This is a genomic window from Helicobacter pylori, from assembly GCF_006439795.1.
GTDB lineage: Bacteria > Campylobacterota > Campylobacteria > Campylobacterales > Helicobacteraceae > Helicobacter > Helicobacter pylori_CR.
This window is the reverse complement of record NZ_VEYL01000013.1, coordinates 12,155-31,326: the sequence shown is the minus strand read 5'-3', so window position 1 is coordinate 31,326 and position 19,172 is coordinate 12,155. Positions and strand designations below refer to the sequence as shown.

Sequence of the window (19,172 nt, the reverse complement as noted above, 5' to 3'; positions counted from 1 at the left end):
TTACATGCTCGCTTTAGAAATTTATATTGATATTTGCTTGAAAGACGCTTTAATAGATTATTTATTTGAAAAAGGCTTTGATGATTTTTTTTATGTGGAATGCTATAAATACGCCGCTTCTTCGCTGCTTTTAAGCCAAAAAGAACAGGTGAGCGGGTGCAAAGACTACGCTAAATTCAAGCTTTTTTTAAGCGATGAGATCGCTTTATCTTTAGCAAAAGCGCTAAAAGATCACTTCGCTTCTAAAGAAATGAAATTGTTTTATTCTCAAACGCATGGGTTGTAAAAAGCATGCACCAATCAAGCGGAATTCTCAGTAAAATACGCTATAACACAAACCAATAAAGGAATTAAGATGTATGCTGTAACCTTTGACCTTGACACCAATTGCTTGAACGAAAACGCAGTGAATCTCTCAAAAGTTTATTCTGATATTCGTAAATTCATGGAACAACATGGCTTTAAATGGCAACAAGGCAGCGTGTATTTTGGCGATGAGACCATCAACGCTGTTACTTGCGTCGCTACGGTGCAAATTTTGGCCAAACAAATACCATGTTTTGCAAATTGCGTTAAAGATGTCAGAATGTTAAAAATAGAAGAAAACAACGATTTGATGCCGGCTATTAAAATCGTTTTATAAGCATAGCTCTTGCGAGTTTTGACAAACAAGACAAGAGGATCTCACGCTATATCCGTAAAAATCAAGTATAATACCCACTATTAAATGGTGCTAGGAGTTTGTAATGACTATCATTCTTAAAAATCCGCTTTCTCTCTCTCTCTCTCTCTCTAGTTAGCCTTTATCTTTTCACCCCCATATAAACCCATACCCATATAAACCCTATCTATAATTTTAGGGATTTTTGCGTCTTGTTTAGATTTTAATTTTTAATATAAAGGATTGGTAATGATTTTACGCACACAGACGAATTTTGTGGAGTTTTTAGAACAGGTTTTAGAAGTTTTAAAAGAAGTGGAGATCGATAAAACAGAATGCTCTACTCTTTTAGCAAGCATTCAAAAACAACAGCTTGTGATACCCGTTGTGGGGAATTTTAGCGCAGGCAAAAGCACGCTATTAAACCGCTTTTTAGGCAGTAGCGTTTTGCCTACCGGTATCACGCCAGAGACTTCTTTAGCCACTGAGTTGCACTATAGCGCTAACGAACGCATAGAAGCTTTTTCAAACAATGATGAAAAAACAGAAAGTTTTGAACTGAATGAGCAAAGTTTTGAGGTGATTAAAGAGAATGCGGCGGAGTATTCCTGCCTTAAGGTTTATTTGAATAATGAAGCTTTGAAAAACAGCGCTCCTTTAGTGTTTGTGGATATGCCAGGCTTTGATAGCCCCATTTCAAGCCACACCCATGCCATTTTGGAATATTTAGAAAGAGGTGTGCATTTTGTCATTCTCACAAGCGTAGAAGAGGGCAACCTCACTAAACGCATGGTTAGGGAATTAAAAAGCCTTTTAGAGTTTGACAAAGGCCTTAGCTTTATTTTGAGTAAAACGAATTTAAGAACGCCTTCGCAAGTGGGAGAAATCTCTCACTACATTCAAGAGCAAATCCAGGATCACCTTGATTTGACAACGCATCTTATTTATTCTAATAAAGACAACAACGCTCTTTTAGAGGTAGCGGATAAAATAGACGCTGAAAAGCTTTTTAGCGCTTTGTATTTGGAACGATTGAAGTTTTTAAATTCCCAGTTACAAAACAGTCTAAAAAGCGTGATGGAAAGCTTTGATTACTCCAAAGAAAAGGCTTTAGAAGAAATACAAGCGTTGGATTTGAGCGTTAAAGACATTGAAAAAACCTATGAAAAATTAAGGGCTAATTTAGAGGAAGAATATTCCAGCGTGGCTGTGGGATCTGTGGTTAAAAAAGTGCTAGAAGATGTGAGGGATCAAAAGCCTTATTTAGCCTCTTTAATCAACAAGCCTAACGAGCTTAATAGCGAAATAGAAAGCATCACGCAACAAAGCTTGATCAAAAACACGAAATTAGAGATTGAAAAGATCAACCTTTCTTTTTCAAAGGATTTCCATGCGGAATTTGAAAGCTTGAACAACACGCAGCTTTCTAGCGATTTGTCTGTGAATTTAGAGCATAGCCTTGAATTAGGGATCAACGCTTTAAGCGTGATTTTATCCAAGAACTGGGCTACAAGACCCTTTGCACTGATTTTGCAAGGGTTAAAACCTCTTTTAAAAGATTTACTGACATTGTTGCCTAATATCATCGCTTCATTCTTTAGAAATGAGGAAAAAGAGCGGGCGAAATTAGAAAATCTGATTGAAGTTAAAGTGATACCAGAGGTTCAATACAAGCTTAAAAAAGTTTTACCGGGCTTGTTTAATGAATGCTTGGAAAATTCCCTAAAAGGTTTAAAAGATCGGTGCGAACTGGAAATCACGCATAAAAAACAAGAAATCGCGCTCGCTCAAAAGGAAAAAGAAAAACACCTTAACGATCTAGAAAATCAAAAACAAATCTTAGAAAACAAGATCAACGCTTTAAGCGATCTAGAACAACAATATTTAAAGGATTAATAATGAACGCTCAAGAACTCATTAAAAAAAGCACTTTAATTGAAAAAACGCTAAAAGAACAAGGCTTGCAAGAAAGAGCGAGGCCTTTTATGAGCGATAACTCTGTGATTACAACCGAAGAGTTAGAGAAAACGCTAAAAGAGTTGCAAGATACAAATAGGGATCTTAAAGTCGGTATCATCGGACGCGTGAAAGCGGGCAAAAGCTCGCTTCTAAACGCTTTGATTTTTGAGGGTGTAGAAGTTTTACCCAAAGCGGCAACGCCCATGACCGCTAGCCTTACTGTTTTAAAATACGCCAATACCCTAAGCACTGAAGTGGAGTTTTATAGCCAAAAGGATATTGCAGAACTTAAAAACGAACATGAAAGGTATGTAAGGGAGTTTAACAAAATTGTTGAAGAAGAAGTCAAAAAGCAAAAAGAAAAACAGAGCCTTTCAAATAGGGCTAAAGAGGGATTAAATAAGTTTGGCAAATTTATCAGCGGAAACAAAAGTGATAAAGAAGTGCCCAAAGAGAGGGTTTTAAGCGATGAAGAAATAGTAAAAAGGGCTGAAAGGATCGCTAAAAACGAGTTAGAAAAGGACACAAAACTCGTTTCATCATACGATCAATACGAAAAAATGAAAAAAAGCGGATCGCTCAACACGGAAAACTTGGATCCGCGCATTCAAGCCAACAGCTTAGAAGAGCTGAATCAGAAATTGCTTGAATTCGTGGGCGCGGACGGGAAGTTCATGCCCTACACTAAAGCGGTGCAAATTTCTTTGAATAACCCCAATCTTAAAGATTTGGAGGTGATTGACACCCCTGGCGTGAATGATCCGATCGCCTCAAGAGAAGAGCGCACCAAAGCCTTATTGAAAGATTGCGATGTGGTGTTTATCATAAGCCCTTCTGGTCAGTTTTTAACGGATAGCGATATGGATTTGTTTGATAGGGTTTCTAACAAAGAAGGCCTTCAAGAAATTTATTTTGTGGCAAGCCAAGCCGACAGCGCTGTTCTTTCTATGAGTGAAGTGGAAAAATCTGGCCAACACCTCCCTACAGCCTTTGAAAACGCACAAAAAGCCCTTTCATCTCAATTAAATAATATCATGGAAGCGTTGATTCAAAAATACCCTAACCAACGAGAGGTTTTTGAAAAAGCGATCAAAAATGGCGTCATTTTGGCTTCAGGGGTTTGCTTTAGCATGTATAAAGACTTTAACAACCAAGCTTCTTGGGAAAGAAACCAAAAAACAGAAGAGTATCACAATGCATTACGGAATTTAAAAGATTTTTACCCTGACGCTTTTAGTAGCGATGATAAGTCTAAAGAAAGCTTATTGCTCTTAAGCAATATGGGCGCGATTAAAGATCGTTTAGAAAAAGCCGCTCAAAGGAAAGAAGAAATCATTTCTCAAAGATTGCAAGATTATGCAGAGAGCCAAGCGAACAACCTCCATGCATTGATAGTGCAGTTGTTGCAAGATTTGGAAGAAGAAAAAAGAGGATTAAAAACGCTGATATGGGCGCGATTAAAAAGCAAATAGAGGCTTATGAAAACCTCTCTGGTAACATTGAAACAGAATTTAGGGAGGCGTGTGAAGAATTTATTTTGCATTTCATCAAAAACATTAGAGATGGCTTGGATGAAACCTTAACGAAAACTATCCAAACGGCTAAAACGCGCTCTAGAGAAGAAGAGGAAGAAGAGCATTATATTGAAAGAGTGAAGCAAGGCGGTCTTGTTGGAAGCTTTAAAAGAAATTTTTTGAGTTGGGCTGATGATGATGCGGGCTATGATGAAGTAGAGCGCACAAGAGCAGTCATTAAAGCCGGAGCGGTGCTTGATTATTTGACAGAGATGCATGAAAGCTGCGAAAGCACTTTGAATGATAGCGCTGATTCTTTTAAAGTCGTTTTCAAAAAAGAACTCTACGCTAAAGTCTTTAAACAATTGCGCAAAATCATCTCTGATGATTTGATTGATGAGGTGGCTTTCAAAAGAAGCGTGATGGCTGTTTTAGATTCCATTGAATTTAAAGAGTTTGATTACACTGATAAGTTTCCTGGCGAGATAAGGGGGAAAACGGGTGAGTTAAAAGGCGATGAAGCCGATGCTTTTATAAAAAGCGTGGAAATGCATTTGAGGGATTTTGAAGCTTGGGCTAAAAAAGATGTGAAAGGCTATATCCAAGGTTTAAGAGAGAATTTAGAAAAGCAAAACTTCGCCAACGATACGCTTCAAAAACTTCAAAAAGACATGCAAAATTTGCAAAATCAAGTCCAAAATAAAGTGCAATCCATCGCTCAATTAGACGCGCAAATCAAGGCTTTAAAGGAGATCTAATGAGCGTTAATTTTTTTAAGGGCATTTTTAATGACAATAGCAGGTCTGAAAACCACCACAATACAGAGGGTTTAAAAGAACGCTACGATCTAATCGCTCGTATTTTAAACGCTAAAACAAAAAATGAAGGGCTAGAAGAATACCAGAGCATTTTAGACAACAAGTTTTTAGAGTTCGCTAGCGGCGTGGATTCGCTCAAAGAAAAGGAAATAGCGTTACTAACGCTCCAAGAAATTAAAAAAGAATTGCAATTAGTAGCGAGCTACCCTAGTTTGTTTCAAAAAAACATCGTTGCGGTGGGGGGAGGGTTTAGCGCGGGCAAATCCACTTTTTTAAACAACTTGTTGGGCTTGAAATTAAAACTCCCTGAACACATAGATCCCACCACAGCTATCCCCACTTATTGCTTAAAGGGTAAAAAAGAAGTTTTAATGGGGTTTTCTCAAAATGGGGGCATGGTGGAATTACCCAGTCTCACTTTTGACCATCAGTTTTTAAAATCCCTTGGCTTTAATTTGAAAGAAATCATGCCTTTCATGCTTTTGAGCGCTCCTAGCGTGCCTTTTGAATTTTTATGCTTCATAGACACGCCTGGCTATAACCCCGGCAATCAAGGCTATACGGGTGGGGACAAACAAGCCTCTAAAGAATCCCTAAAGCACGCTAAACACATTTTATGGCTCGTTAGTTGCGAGCGTGGGGAACTTCATAAAGATGATTTAGAGTTTTTGCAAGAATTATACGAAGAAGAGGGCAAGCAGGTTTTTATCGTATTGAGTAGGGCTGATAGGCGCACCAAAAGCCAGTTAGAAGAAGTCGCTATTAAAATTAGAGAAACTTTAAAAGATAATGGCATTGAATTTTTAGGGATTTGCGCTTATAGCGCTACAAGGTATCAAGAATACAAAGAGTTCAGCGAAAAAAGCCATGTTTTTAACTCGCTTGAGGAATTTCTAATGAAGTTAAATCAAAGGAGCGAGAAACAAAACGAAATTTTAAGCGTTTTATACGAGGTGCATGGGATGTATGAAAAGGCTATTAAGCAAGACGCTAGCCAATTCAAACGCTACCAAAAGGCTTTGCATTCTGTCAAATTGGATTTGATGCAAAAGGGCTTTGATGATTTCAACGATGCTACCTTTAATAAAATTCATTCGCTCAAAAAAGAATTTGCCGAGCAAGAACAATCCAAAAGAGAGAATTTAGCGCGATTGAACGAAGTGATTGACTTGTTTAAAGAAAGTATTGATAAGGTTTTTGATCGTGTGAGCGCTTTCACTTGGGAAAAATACAAAGAACAAAACGACGACGAAGAGGACGACGAAGCAAACTACAGAGAGTTTGAAGAAATCAAAAAGATGGTGCTGTATTTTAGGGACTGGTGCATGTTTCGTTTAGATTGGTATGAAATGAGCCAAGAAGACATCCAAAAACATAGAGATTGGATGGATAATGATAATAGACTGCTCCAACTAGACTACTCTTTAGCAAATTTGTCAAGGCTTAAAGATTTTAAAGAAAGAAATGAGAAAGTCTATCAAGACCACTTAAACGATGAGGAGCTTCAAAATAATTTGCGGGAGTGGAGGGATTTAAAAAACACACCGGAAGAAATAAACCGCCGAGAATTTGAAGAAATCAAAAAAATGGTGTTGTATTTTAGGGATTGGTCCATGTTTCATTTAGATTGGTATGATTTGAGCCAAGAAGAAATCCAACAATATAGAGATTGGATAGATTATGACAATGAACTGCTCCAATTAGACTATTCTTTAGGAAATTTGTCAAGGCTTAAAGATTTTAAAGAAAGAAATGAGAAAACTTATCAAGAGTGCTTAAACGATGAGAAGCTTCAAAATAATTTGCGGGAGTGGAGGAGAACAAAAAATCAACAAAATAACAATAAAACTTTCAATACGAATGATACGAATTTATTTGAAACTATTCAGGCAGTTATTGCTGAGCAGTTGGAAATAGATGTATCACAAGTTACGCCAGAAGCGAAATTTGTGAAGGATTTGGGTGTGGACTCTTTAGATGTCGTGGAATTAATCATGGCGTTAGAAGAAAGGTTTGGCATTGAGATTCCTGATGAGCAAGCGGAAAAAATCGTCAATGTGGGCGATGTAATGAGATATATTGAGAAACAACTAATTTAACGCTTTTTAATTTTAAAATATTATTTAATATGTATATGTTTTAATCAAAGACAGTGTTTTGAATGTAAGGGCTATTTTAAACTTATTATTGTAAAATGATGAGTTTTACAATCAATGAGATTAGGAATTTAATGGAAATTGCAGTATTTGGTGGCGGGGCGTGGGGGAGGGCTTTAGCCTTTGCTTTTGGAGAAAAGAATGAAGTCAAAATCATTTCAAGGCGCGATTTAAACGAGCCGTTAAAAAAGCTCAATGACGCTTTGATTTCTAAAGGTTCTGCCCCCATAGAGCAAGTGGATTTACAAAGAGGCTTAAAAGCAGCGCTCTATGTCATCGCTATTAGCGTGCAGCATCTAAGGGAATGGTTTCAAAACGCTTCTTTACCCAAAAACGCTAAGGTTTTAATCGCTTCTAAAGGGATAGAGGTGTTAAATAAGGCGTTTGTGAGCGAGATCGCAAAGGATTTTATCGATCCTAACGCTTTGTGTTTTTTAGCGGGCCCGAGTTTTGCGGCTGAAATCATTCAAGGCTTGCCTTGTGCGCTAGTCATTCATTCCAATAATCAGGCTTTAGCGCTAGAATTTGCCAATAAAACCCCCTCTTTTATCAGAGCCTACGCCCAACAAGACATCATAGGGGGTGAAATCGCCGGGGCGTATAAAAACGTGATAGCCATTGCTGGGGGGGTTTGTGATGGTTTGAAATTAGGCAATAGCGCTAAAGCGAGTTTATTATCTAGAGGTTTGGTGGAAATGCAGCGCTTTGGGGCGTTCTTTGGGGGCAAGACGGAGACTTTTTTAGGGCTTTCTGGGGCTGGGGATTTGTTTTTAACCGCTAATTCTATTTTATCCAGGAATTATCGTGTGGGTTTGGGGCTAGCCCAAAACAAGCCTTTAGAGATGGTTTTAGAAGAATTAGGCGAAGTGGCTGAAGGGGTGAAAACGACCAACGCCATTGTGGAAATCGCTAGAAAATATGGCATTTATACGCCCATTGCGAGCGAATTAGCCTTGCTTTTAAAGGGTAAGAGTGTGCTAGAGAGCATGAACGATTTGATCAGACGCGCTTAAAAGGAAAGAGAGCATGCAAGATTTTTCAAGTTTATTATTAAAATTACAAGAGTATTGGAAGAATCAAGGCTGTTTGGTGATCCAGCCTTATGATATTCCTGCAGGAGCCGGGACATTCCACCCGGCCACGCTTTTAAGGAGTTTGGATAAAAAGCCGTGGAATGTGGCGTATGTCGCACCCTCTAGAAGGCCTACTGATGGGCGCTATGGGGAAAACCCCAACCGCTTGGGGAGTTATTACCAATTTCAGGTGGTCATCAAGCCTAGCCCTTCTAATATCCAAGAACTCTATTTAAAAAGCTTAGAAGTGTTAGGGATAAACCTTAATGAGCATGATATACGATTTGTAGAAGACAATTGGGAGAGTCCGACTTTAGGGGCATGGGGGCTTGGCTGGGAAGTGTGGCTTGATGGCATGGAAGTTACGCAATTCACTTATTTTCAGCAAGTGGGGGGCATTCCTTGCAACCCTATCCCTGTAGAAATCACTTACGGCTTAGAAAGATTGGCGATGTATGTCCAAAAAGTGGAAAATATCCTAGAGATTGAATGGGCTAAAAAAGATTATGACAGCGTGAATTACGCGCAAGTGCATTTAGAAAGCGAATACGAATTTAGCAAGTATCATTTTGAAATAGCGAGCGTGAAAAGGCTGTTAGAAATGTTTAAAAACGCGCAAGCTGAAGCCTTGCATTGCTTGGAAAACAAGCTCCCGTTGCCCGCTTATGATTTTGTGATGCTGTGTTCGCATTTTTTCAATATTTTAGACGCCAGAAAAGCGATTTCGGTGGCTGAAAGGCAAAATTATATTTTACAAATCAGGGATTTAGCCAAAGGGTGTGCGCTTCTTTATAAAGAGCAAGAAGAAGAAAGAGAAGAGCGTTTAAAAAACACTCTAACAAAGGCTGAAAATGGCGTTAGTTAGGGAAGTGTTGGGAGTTTTGAACCGCCTTTCGCCTTTTGAACTCCAAGAATTGTGGGATAATAGCGGGTTGAATGTGGGGAGTGAAAATAGCGAGTTTGGCGAGATTATCGCATGCTTAGAAATCACGCTTCAAATCGCTCTAAACGCGCCGCAAAACGCCCTAATCATCACGCACCACCCTTTAATTTTCAAGCCCTTAAAAACGCTTAACGATGAGGCTTATCCGGGGAATATTTTAAAAATCTTAATCCAAAAAAACATTTCAGTCATCAGCATGCACACGAATTTTGACAAAACGCATTTAAACAAGCATTTCGCGCACGCGCTTTTAGGGTTTGATGGCTTGATAGAAAAAGGCCTTATGCTAGTGAAAGAAAATGCTAATATGGAATTTGATGCGTTGGTGAAAAAAATCAAATCTTCTTTAGGGGTGGGACAATTAGCGTGTGTCAAAAGTTCTCAAATGATTAAAGATTTAGCGTTTGTGTGCGGATCGGGGGCGCCCATGTTTTCTTCTTTAAAAGCGCAAAGCTGTTTGATTACAGGCGATGTGAAATACCATGACGCTATGATCGCTCAATCTTTAGGGATAAGTTTGATTGACGCCACGCATTATTATAGCGAAAGGGGTTTTGCACTGATTGTGGCTGAAATTTTGCATTCTTTTAATTATTTGGTTACAATAGAGAATTTTAAAAACCCCTTGCAAATCATTTAAAGGAAAGCGATGAACACCCACCTCAAACAATTGATTGAAATTTCGCATTTGGATAAAGAAATTGACTCCTTAGAGCCATTGATCAGAGAAAAACGAAAAGACTTGGATAAAGCCTTGAATGATAAAGAAGCTAAAAATAAAGCGATTTTGAATTTAGAAGAAGAAAAATTAGCTCTAAAATTACAGGTTTCTAAAAACGAGCAAACCCTACAAGACACGAACGCTAAAATCGCTAGCATTCAAAAGAAAATGAGCGAGATCAAATCCGAAAGGGAATTGCGATCTTTAAACATTGAAGAAGATATTGCTAAAGAGCGATCCAACCAAGCCAACAGAGAAATTGAAAACTTGCAAAATGAAATCAAGCACAAAAGCGAAAAACAAGAGGATTTGAAAAAAGAAATGCTAGAGCTTGAAAAATTAGCACTAGAATTAGAAAACTTAGTGGAAAATGAAGTCAAAAACATCAAAGAAACCCAACAAATCATCTTTAAAAAGAAAGAAGAACTCGTGGAAAAAACCGAGCCTAAAATCTATAGCTTTTATGAAAGGATTAGAAGATGGGCGAAAAACACGAGCATTGTAACGATCAAAAAACAGGCTTGTGGGGGTTGTTTTATTAGACTAAACGATAAGATTTATACCGAAGTGCTAACGAGTGGGGATATGATCACTTGCCCGTATTGCGGGCGTATTTTATACGCTGAGGGCGCGTATGAAAACAGCGCTCAACCTCCAAAAGAAAGCCAAGAATTAGTTTGATTGTTTAAGTTTTTCTACCTTTTATTGTTAACTTTGGGGCATCTTTTTGGTGTGCTTTTCATCTTTTTTTGGAGCTTTAAGGAAAAATACCGCCATTCTTTAAAAGCCCGTTTTTTTCTCAAAGACAATCTTTTAAAAAGCGAGCCGGTTTTTTGGTTTCATGCATGCTCTTATGGGGAGGTCAAATCTTTAGAGCCGATTATTCAAGCTTTAAAAGAGCCGATTTTAATTAGCGTTACCACTAATACCGGCTTTGAATTAGCCGCTCAAACTTATCAGCACTCTCAGCATATAGAAGTGCGTTACCTGCCTTTTGAAACCCTATTATTTGCATGGGAAAAAAACTTAAAACGCTTAAAAACTTTGGTGGTTACAGAAGCGGAATTGTGGTTTAATGTGTTTGATACGGCTCAAAAATTAGGGGCAAAAACCATGCTCATTAACGCTAGGATCAGCGTCCGCTCTTACCCCAAGTATCAGCGTTTTTCTTTTTTTTATGCGCTTTTATTCAAACGCATTGATTTGATCTTGGCGCAAAGCAAGGAGGATAAAAAGCGCTTGTTGAATCTAGGGGCTAAAAAAGTGGTGGATTTTTTGAATATCAAGCGTTTTTCAAAGCCTGTAATCGCTTCGTTTTACCCTAAAAACCCAAGCGCTTTAAACATTGTTTTAGCCAGCACGCATGAGGGCGAAGAAAAATTAGGGTTAAAAGCGTTTTTAGAATTGAAAAAGACTTTTAAAAACGCACGACTTTTTATCGTGCCGCGCCACCCTGAGCGTTTTAAAAGCGTGCAAAATTTATTGCAAGACGCTTTAAAAACGACTCGTTTTAGTTGGGAGTGTTTTTCTTCAAAAGGTTTTGTGGAATGCGATATTTTGTTAGTGGATAGCTTGGGGGAATTGAATAACTTCTACAAAATCGCAGACATTGTCATTTTAGGGGGTTCGTTTGTCAAAATGGGGGGGCATAACCCTTTAGAGCCGGCGTTTTTTAATACGCGCCTAATCACAGGGGAGTATATTTTCAACCAAGTAGCGTTGTTTGAATTAGTCAAGCCTTATAAAATCGTTCAAAAAGAGGATCTGTTAGGCGCTCTTTTAGATTACAAAAATTTAGGCGTGGTGCGTTTTTTAGAAAACGGGCATGATTTAAACGAATTGCTCGCTTTCATTAAACATTAAAAAGGATAAGGATAAACATGGAAAAAGCTTATAAAATACTGAGCGTTCAAGAAAACATTTCGCATAAAAAAGCCAAAGCTTTGATTGATTTGGGGTTAGTGAGTATAGGGGGGAAGAAATTGATGGTCGCCAGAAAAGAACTCCCCAAAAACACGCATTTTAGCGTCCAAAAGGTTGAAAAACCCGGCGTGATTTTTGAAGATGAAAACATTCTAGCCCTTTTTAAACCCCCTTTTATAGAGAGCTATGATTTACTCTCTTTTTTCAAAGGTTGGGTTTTGTTGCACCGCTTGGATAAAGAAACAAGCGGGGTGGTTTTATTGGTGAAAGAAAATTCAGAATTCCACTTAAAAGCTAAAAAGGCTTTTAAAAATAGGGCGGTTAAAAAGGAGTATTTAACGCTCACTCAAGGCATTATAGAAGAAGAGCGAGAAATCAACGCTCCCATTCTCACGATTAAGACCACTAAAGCTTTCAGTAAAATCTCTAAAAAAGGGCAAGAAGCGGTTACGATAATCACGCCCTTAAAAATCATCAACAAAAAAACCCTTTTAAAAGTGGGAATCAAAACCGGAAGAACCCACCAAATCAGAGTCCATTTAAAGCATATCAACCACCCCATTATAGGCGATACGCTTTATAATAATGAGCCAGGTTCAGCCAAACGCTTGATGCTCCATGCGCATAAAATCGCGCTGCTAGGGTATGAATTTGAAGCGATCCCCCCTAAAGAATTTGAATTTTAAGGATTGATCATGAACGCTTGGAATACGATTTATGATCAATTTAACCCCATCGCTTTTAGTCTTGGCAGTATTGAAGTGCATTGGTATGGTTTGGCGTATGCGTGCGCGATTGTTACCGCTTTTTATATGGCGTTAAGAATGATCCAAAAAGACCCCAAGCGATTCCCCATTGAAAGGAAGGAATTTGAGAGTTATTTTTTATGGGCTGAGCTTGGCATCGTGCTAGGGGCAAGGGTAGGATACATTCTTATTTATGAGCCTAATTCCAGCTATTATTTGACGCATTTTTGGCAAATCTTCAACCCTTTTGACAGCCATGGGGATTTTGTAGGCATTCGTGGGATGAGCTATCATGGGGGGTTGGTGGGGTTTTTGATCGCTTCGTATCTTTATAGCCGTAAGGATCTAAAAAAGCTTTTGATTTATTTGGATTTGATTGCGATTAGCCTGCCTTTAGGGTATGTTTTTGGGAGGATTGGGAATTTTTTAAATCAGGAGCTTGTGGGGAGGGTTGTCCCCAAAGACAGCCATTTAGGGCAAATCATAGGCATTATGGTGGATAATGAATTGCGTTATCCTAGCCAATTGATTGAAGCGTTTTTAGAGGGGGTTATCGTGTTTTTAATGGTAATGTGGGCTAAAAAACACACCAAAACGCATGGGTTGCTGATTGTGGTTTATGGTTTGGGGTATTCCCTGATGCGCTTTATTGCGGAATTTTACAGAGAGCCGGATAGCCAAATGGGGGTTTATTTTTTAAATTTGAGCATGGGGCAGATTTTAAGCTTGCTTATGGTAATTGTTTCATTAGGGATTTTATTGTATGCTACAAAAAATTCTAAAAAAATAAAGGAAAATCAATGAAATTTTTGGATCAAGAAAAAAGAAGACAATTACTAAACGAGCGCCATTCTTGCAAGATGTTTGATAGCCATTATGAGTTTTCTAGCACAGAATTAGAAGAAATCGCTGAAATCGCTAGACTATCGCCAAGCTCTTACAACACGCAGCCATGGCATTTTGTGATGGTTACTAATAAGGATTTAAAAAACAAATTGCAGCACACAGCTACTTTAATGAAGAAATGATTAAAAGCGCTTCAGCGTTAATGGTGGTATGCTCTTTAAGACCTAGCGAGTTGTTACCCACGGGTCATTACATGCAAAACCTTTACTCGGAGTCTTATAAGGCTAGAGTGATCCCCTCTTTCGCTCAAATGCTTGGCGTGAGATTCAACCACAGCATGCAAAGATTAGAAAGCTATATTTTAGAGCAATGCTATATCGCTGTGGGGCAAATTTGCATGGGCGTGAGCTTAATGGGATTGGATAGTTGCATTATTGGAGGCTTTGATCCTTTAAAAGTGGGCGAAGTTTTAGAAGAGCGTATCAATAAGCCTAAAATCGCATGCTTGATCGCTTTGGGTAAGAGGGTGGCAGAAGCGAGCCAAAAATCAAGAAAATCAAAAGTTGATGCAATTACTTGGTTGTGATTAAACAAAATCAAAACTTTTTAACTATAATCAAACTTAAATTTTAAAGTTTAAGGAGTGGTATTTTGTTTAAAAGAATGGTTTTAATCGCTCTTTTAGGGGTGTTTTCAAGCGTTTCATTAAGTGCTAAGAGTCTTTTAAGAGATGATGGGATTTTAGTCTCTGATTTAAAGGGCATGAAATCAGAACTATCTGATGCTCCTGCTTGGGTTTTTGAAGACCCTAAAGTCCCCTACGAAGAAATGGGCGTGGCGTATATCCCTGTTAATAACAAATATTTAGGGATTGAGCAAGCGACCTTAAACGCTAAATTGAGCTTGATTGTGGTTTTTCATGAAATCATGTTGAAGTATAAAAAACGCTTCATGGAGCAATTCCATGAGTCTGAGCAAACGGCTACGAATATCAGCTACGCTATCTATAATTACCTAGCGACTAAGATCCAAGTATCTGACACCTACACGAATTTAAAATCTGAGGTGGCTGTGGTGAAAATCAAGCTAGTGGGTTGCCAGATTGAGCAAATCAAAAGGTATTTAAAAGCGAGCGTTGAAAACCTTAACGATAACGAAATCGCTTATATCGCTAAGGTCGCTCAAAAAGAATTTGGTAGCGTTTGTGCATTAAGGTAGTTTATAGCATTCTAGCGAGCATGTTTAGGGCATGCTCTACGCTTTTATTTTGAACGCTTTCTCTGTTCCCTTCAAAAAAACAGCGATCAATTAAAGCTTGAGATCCTAACTTTTGTGCGCCGATATAAATCGTGCCTACAGGATTAGCCTTGCTCCCTCCATTAGGGCCAGCCACCCCGCTGATCGCAAGTGCTAAATCCACTTTAAAATTTAAAAACACGCCTAATAGCATTTCTTTCACGCATTCTTCGCTATAAACCCCAAAGACTTTTAAAGTCGTGGCATTGACCTTCAATAATTCGCGCTTAACCTCTTCATTGTAACACACAACACCCCCCATAAAAACCGCTGAAGCCCCGCTAATGGAAGTGAATGCATGCGATAACAACCCCCCAGAGCAGCTTTCAGCCACCGCAATTTTTAAACCTAAAGATTTCAAGCGCTCTATTAAAGCGTTTGCGCTTTTTTGATTGTCGTCTAATTCCACAATATTGGAGTTAAAAAGCGTTTTAAGATAGATTCTTGCTTGTTTGATGTTATCGCCTTTTAATTCAATGCAATCTTCTTTGACTTGAGCGAGAATGTCCAATCGTTTTAATTCTTTTTCAATCAAAATAAAACCGCTCTCATTATCCATATTCAAAAATTTAAATTTCATTTTTAACCTTTCAAAACCCTAAATTCAGCGTGCGCCATAATTCTTCCACCTCTTCTGTTTCTAGATCAATCGTGCTTTGAGTGCGGAAAAAAGCTTGGATTTTTTCTAAATCCAGGCTTTTAGTTTTCAAACAAGAGGGGTGCGCTAGAATAAACCCTTGCGCTAAAGCGACAGAACGCTCTAATTTTGCCTCGCATAAAAAACAAGAATTGTAACTTTGCAAGCGCCCTTCAAAATTCAAAAGCGTGGCATACATTTCTAAAACCACTCTTAAGGGGTGCTGTTTGGAGAGTTTGTTAGCCCCATCATCTAAAGTGTCAAAATAGATGCTATCCAAAGAATGCACGCCCTCTAAATGCTTGAACAAGAGAGCGCAAAAGCGTTGCCAAAAAAACAAGCGCTCCATTTCTCTTTCCCAAATATAGCCTAAATGCAAAATATTCCTTAATTTGGGTAAAAATTTATCATCGTTTTCTTCTTCAAAATCAATTTTACGCCCCACATTCAGCACGCTATGGCGTTTGCCATAGAAACGATAGAGGGTTTTGAGCTGGTTTTTGGTTAAAACGCGCACGATCAAATCTTCATCTCTTATGCTTTGTGTTTGTAAAAGAAACCCTTGCATCACTACTCTTAAGCTAATTTTGTTTTATTATAAGCAAAACTTGGATACAATCCTAACAAAACTGCAAAATTAAGGAAAAACATGGGATTTGCAGATTTCTTTAAAAATTTTAAGATCAATAAATTGCGGACAGCACCAAGTAAGGAAGAACAGCCAAGCCATTGGGTGAAATGCCCTAAATGTTATGCGTTAATGTATCATAAAGAAGTGTTTAGTAAATACAGCGTGTGTTTGAAATGCCATTACCATTTCCGCATGAACGCGACTGAAAGGATTGAATTTTTATGCGATGTGGGGAGTTTTGAAGAGTTTGACAAGCACTTACGGCCTAATGATCCTTTAAATTTCGTGGATAAAGAGAGCTATAAGCAACGCATTAAAAAATACGAAAAAAGGACTAACCGCCCAAGCTCCGTGATCAGCGGTGAGGCTAAAATTAATCGCATGCCTTTGCAGATCGTGGTGTTTGATTTTAGCTTTATGGGGGGGAGTTTAGGCTCTGTGGAAGGCGAAAAGATCGTAAGAGCGATCAATCGCGCGGTCGCTAAAAAAGAAGCGTTATTGATTGTTTCAGCGAGTGGGGGGGCTAGGATGCAAGAATCCACTTATTCGCTCATGCAAATGGCTAAAACGAGTGCGGCTTTGAACCGATTGAGTGAGGCCAAACTCCCTTTCATTTCGCTCTTAAGCGATCCCACTTATGGGGGCGTTAGCGCGTCTTTTGCTTTTTTAGGGGATCTCATTATCGCAGAGCCTGGGGCGATGATAGGTTTTGCAGGGCCTAGGGTGATTAAGCAAACTATAGGGGCGGATTTGCCTGAGGGCTTTCAAACAGCGGAATTTTTATTAGAGCATGGCTTGATTGATATGATTGTGCACAGGAGGGATTTGAAAAAAACTTTAAGCGATCTCATCACTATGATGACGCATAAGACTTCAAAGATTTTTTAAAGTTTTAACATTGATGCGTTGCGTGGTGTATTCTATCGCTAAAAGTTCACCCCTAGAGTTAGTGAAAAGCTATCAAAAGCAATGCAAGCAATTTGATTGCGAGTTGGAATTAGTGGATTTATTCCCTAAAAATACCGCCAACGCTCAAAAAGTTTCTAAAGAGTTCGCTCAAAAAAGCTACTCTCTAGCCTTTGAGCCGTATTTAAACCCTAAGGCAAAAAATATTGCCTTACACCCTAAAGCTCAAAGGGGCGATAGCTTTGCGTTTAGTAAAATGTTAGAAAATCATCTTAATATTAATTTTTTTATCGCTGGAGCGTATGGGTTTGAAGAAAAGTTTTTAAAGGATTGTCAAGCTTGGAGTTTGAGCGAGATGACTTTTAGCCATGAAGTGGCTAAAATTGTCTTGTGCGAGCAAATTTATAGGGCTTTGAGCATTATTTTTAAGCATCCATACCATAAATAGGAGGTACGCATGCGTTTTTATATTATCTTTACATTTTTGTTTATCGTGGGTTTTGGCGTGTTTGTTTATAGTATTGATCCGCAAGCTTACGCTTTCAATTTAGGGAGCTACAGCTTTAATCTCCCCATTGCGGTATGGCTTATGGGCGTTTTGGGCATGTTCGCTTTTTTTTCATGGGTTTTTTTATTCAAGCACAATCTCAGCCATAAAATCCGCTTATACCATGAAAAAAAGGATTTTGACAAATTGCTCAAGCAAATCCTGTCCCAAGACACCCAAAAGACTTTTTTAAAAACAAAATTTAAAAGCGATCTCGCTAAAAACCTCTCCCAAATCTTAGCCCGCTATGATTTAAAAGCTGATTTAAACACGCCAAATAGTGGGTGCGAAAAAGTGGATAACCTTTTTAAACATTACCACAATATAGAAAACAACACCCTTGAGCCTAAAGATCACGCTAAGCATTCCCTAGCTTATGAGCATGCTTATTTTTCTAAACGCTTGAAGGCTTTCATTCATAACGATTTAAAAAACGCCTTTGAAGTTTTAACAAACGCACAAATCCCTTTGGAATTACGCCGCTACGCTTTTATAGAAATCGCCCAAAAAGGCAGCAAAAAAGAGGTTTTAAAGGCTGTGAATGCGATGCAAGAGAACTTGGATAAAGAGTGCGTGAAAGCTTTTTTAAAAGCCTTTTTTGAAAAATCTTTAAACACAGACACTTTAAAGATTTCAGAGCTTTGCAAAAAGGTGGGTTATGACAAAGACGATTATTTAAAGCTCGCGCAAAAAGCGCAAAAATTTCTTGTTCCCGATCAATGGTTCCAGTTTTTTGAGATTTTAAGCCAAGAAGACGATAAGGCGCAAAAAGCCTTTTTATTCGTGTTGTTAGAATTAGAAATGAACGATCTCGCTAAGGAACATCTAGCGGTTTTATCTTTTGAAGAATACATGCTTTTAAACGCTTACATGGATTTGAAACAAGAGCATAAAAAAGCCTATAAGTTAGAAGCGTTTTTGTAGGGGGTTTGTTTGGCTTCATGTTTTTAGGGCAGATAAAAATAGATGATTACAAAAAATTCAAGGAATGGGCTAATTGGATCGCTTTTAGCGCCAAATGATAAGAGGAAAGACGCTAATGCTTTAAACCTTGATGAAACTAATCCTAAAATAAACAACTAGCCAAAAATACGCTTTAACCCACCATAAAAAGTTTTAGTAACCCGTATTTGATGAAAACAGAGCCTTTTTATTTTTCTTCTATGAATTTTATCCATATTTTAAAAATACTTTGCTCAATCAATACAACAAAAGAGTTTTAAGAAGATTTAAAAAAAGGCTAAAAAATAAATTTGTGCTTTTGAAAGATGATATTTTAAAAGATGATAAGGGTATTAAAGAATACCCCAAATAACGCTTTAAAAACGCACCACCATAGTGGCCATGTATGAGCCTGATTTGAAGTTGCTAGGAGCACCTTCAGGCAATTTGATATGGAAGTACTTTTGGCAACCATTGATCGCCTTTTCATAATTTTTAGTGAAAGAATGATGGTGGCGGTTTTCCAAAGGCCCTTTCATGTGTTTGCTCGTCAACGCAGAATGCTTTAATTTGACAAACAAAAGCAAGTTTTCACCGAACAACGATTTCATCGTGAAAGCGAATGCTCGTTTATAGAATGTCCGTTTGTCAATATCAATCCCAATAATCCCACTTCCAGCCGAATAGACTAAAGGTTTTGAATACAATCTCAGATCATCGCCATTCAAAACGCTTAACAAAATCCCTAAACTTATTAGTGTCCTAACCCTATTTTCTTTCCTTAAGATATAACATTATCCGTATGTTTAACAGATAAGGAAATTTAACTTAAAACACCTTAACGATTGATTAA

At 38.2% G+C, this 19,172-nt stretch carries 18 protein-coding genes and 2 pseudogenes; 17 read left to right on the top strand and 3 right to left on the bottom strand.

Features of this window, described 5'->3' with window-relative positions; translation table 11 throughout:
• The first annotated feature begins 4 nt into the window (after positions 1-4).
• From FIM66_RS06155 to FIM66_RS06085, 14 genes and pseudogenes are all read left to right on the top strand, one after another.
• Positions 5-286 carry a DUF3240 family protein gene (locus tag FIM66_RS06155; protein ID WP_140600226.1) on the top strand — a complete coding sequence of 94 codons (282 nt, stop codon included), beginning with the start codon at positions 5-7 and terminating at the stop codon, positions 284-286.
• Positions 287-355: 69 nt separating this feature from the next.
• Positions 356-643, top strand: coding sequence for a virulence factor (locus tag FIM66_RS06150; protein WP_120927837.1), 288 nt, complete (start codon positions 356-358; stop codon positions 641-643).
• 267 nt (positions 644-910) lie between these two features.
• Entirely contained in the window at positions 911-2,557 is a 1,647-nt protein-coding gene (locus FIM66_RS06145) for a dynamin-like GTPase family protein (RefSeq protein ID WP_140600225.1), read from the top strand.
• A gap of 2 nt (positions 2,558-2,559) precedes the next feature.
• A pseudogene (locus FIM66_RS08045) lies at positions 2,560-4,892 on the top strand (dynamin family protein).
• Positions 4,892-7,051 (top strand): acyl carrier protein, encoded by a 2,160-nt coding sequence (gene acpP, locus FIM66_RS06130; RefSeq protein ID WP_140600224.1) that lies wholly within the window; start codon positions 4,892-4,894, stop codon positions 7,049-7,051. Before FIM66_RS08045 ends, acpP begins: the two are co-directional and overlap by 1 nt.
• Positions 7,052-7,182: 131 nt before the next feature.
• Entirely contained in the window at positions 7,183-8,121 is a 939-nt protein-coding gene (locus tag FIM66_RS06125; RefSeq protein ID WP_140600223.1) for an NAD(P)H-dependent glycerol-3-phosphate dehydrogenase, read from the top strand.
• A gap of 13 nt (positions 8,122-8,134) precedes the next feature.
• The gene (gene glyQ / locus FIM66_RS06120; RefSeq protein ID WP_140600222.1) at positions 8,135-9,046 is read left to right on the top strand and encodes a glycine--tRNA ligase subunit alpha; all 912 of its coding nucleotides are present in this window, start codon (positions 8,135-8,137) and stop codon (positions 9,044-9,046) included.
• Positions 9,033-9,764 carry a GTP cyclohydrolase I gene (locus tag FIM66_RS06115; protein WP_140548542.1) on the top strand — a complete coding sequence of 244 codons (732 nt, stop codon included), beginning with the start codon at positions 9,033-9,035 and terminating at the stop codon, positions 9,762-9,764. The genes glyQ and FIM66_RS06115 overlap by 14 nt, the downstream gene beginning before the upstream one ends.
• Positions 9,765-9,773: 9 nt before the next feature.
• A complete protein-coding gene (locus FIM66_RS06110) occupies positions 9,774-10,526 on the top strand; it encodes a zinc ribbon domain-containing protein (RefSeq protein WP_140548544.1) in 753 nt (250 codons plus the stop codon).
• Positions 10,527-11,708: a lipid IV(A) 3-deoxy-D-manno-octulosonic acid transferase gene (gene waaA, locus FIM66_RS06105; protein ID WP_140548546.1), complete on the top strand. Its 1,182-nt coding sequence runs from the start codon at positions 10,527-10,529 to the stop codon at positions 11,706-11,708.
• Positions 11,709-11,725: 17 nt separating this feature from the next.
• On the top strand, positions 11,726-12,454 hold the full coding sequence (locus FIM66_RS06100) for an RluA family pseudouridine synthase (protein ID WP_140548548.1): 729 nt from the start codon (positions 11,726-11,728) through the stop codon (positions 12,452-12,454).
• Positions 12,455-12,463: 9 nt separating this feature from the next.
• The gene (gene lgt / locus FIM66_RS06095; RefSeq protein ID WP_140600221.1) at positions 12,464-13,318 is read left to right on the top strand and encodes a prolipoprotein diacylglyceryl transferase; all 855 of its coding nucleotides are present in this window, start codon (positions 12,464-12,466) and stop codon (positions 13,316-13,318) included.
• Positions 13,315-13,946: pseudogene (rdxA, locus tag FIM66_RS06090) on the top strand (oxygen-insensitive NAD(P)H-dependent oxidoreductase RdxA). The gene lgt and the pseudogene rdxA overlap by 4 nt, the downstream one beginning before the upstream one ends.
• A 65-nt stretch (positions 13,947-14,011) precedes the next feature.
• On the top strand, positions 14,012-14,578 hold the full coding sequence (locus FIM66_RS06085) for a hypothetical protein (RefSeq protein WP_024118295.1): 567 nt from the start codon (positions 14,012-14,014) through the stop codon (positions 14,576-14,578).
• 1 nt (position 14,579) lies between these two features.
• Here FIM66_RS06085 and FIM66_RS06080 read toward each other — a convergent pair whose 3' ends face one another.
• Both FIM66_RS06080 and recO read right to left on the bottom strand, forming a co-directional pair.
• The gene (locus FIM66_RS06080) at positions 14,580-15,236 is read right to left on the bottom strand and encodes a CinA family protein (RefSeq protein ID WP_140600220.1); all 657 of its coding nucleotides are present in this window, start codon (positions 15,234-15,236) and stop codon (positions 14,580-14,582) included.
• A 10-nt stretch (positions 15,237-15,246) separates the two neighbouring features.
• On the bottom strand, positions 15,247-15,861 hold the full coding sequence (gene recO, locus FIM66_RS06075) for a recombination protein RecO (RefSeq protein ID WP_194149264.1): 615 nt from the start codon (positions 15,859-15,861) through the stop codon (positions 15,247-15,249).
• An 81-nt stretch (positions 15,862-15,942) separates the two neighbouring features.
• Between recO and accD the strand changes: the two genes are divergently transcribed.
• The 3 genes from accD to FIM66_RS06060 are packed head-to-tail and all read left to right on the top strand — an operon-like array spanning position 15,943 to position 18,301.
• Positions 15,943-16,812, top strand: a complete 870-nt coding sequence (gene accD, locus FIM66_RS06070) for an acetyl-CoA carboxylase, carboxyltransferase subunit beta (RefSeq protein WP_140600218.1) — start codon at positions 15,943-15,945, stop codon at positions 16,810-16,812.
• 13 nt (positions 16,813-16,825) lie between these two features.
• Complete coding sequence (gene rlmH, locus FIM66_RS06065) at positions 16,826-17,278, top strand: 23S rRNA (pseudouridine(1915)-N(3))-methyltransferase RlmH (protein ID WP_140499969.1); 453 nt, start codon at positions 16,826-16,828, stop codon at positions 17,276-17,278.
• A gap of 9 nt (positions 17,279-17,287) precedes the next feature.
• Positions 17,288-18,301, top strand: a complete 1,014-nt coding sequence (locus FIM66_RS06060) for a LapA family protein (protein WP_001213468.1) — start codon at positions 17,288-17,290, stop codon at positions 18,299-18,301.
• 395 nt (positions 18,302-18,696) lie between these two features.
• Here FIM66_RS06060 and FIM66_RS06050 read toward each other — a convergent pair whose 3' ends face one another.
• A complete protein-coding gene (locus tag FIM66_RS06050; protein ID WP_014536165.1) occupies positions 18,697-19,059 on the bottom strand; it encodes a hypothetical protein in 363 nt (120 codons plus the stop codon).
• Positions 19,060-19,172: the final 113 nt, after the last annotated feature.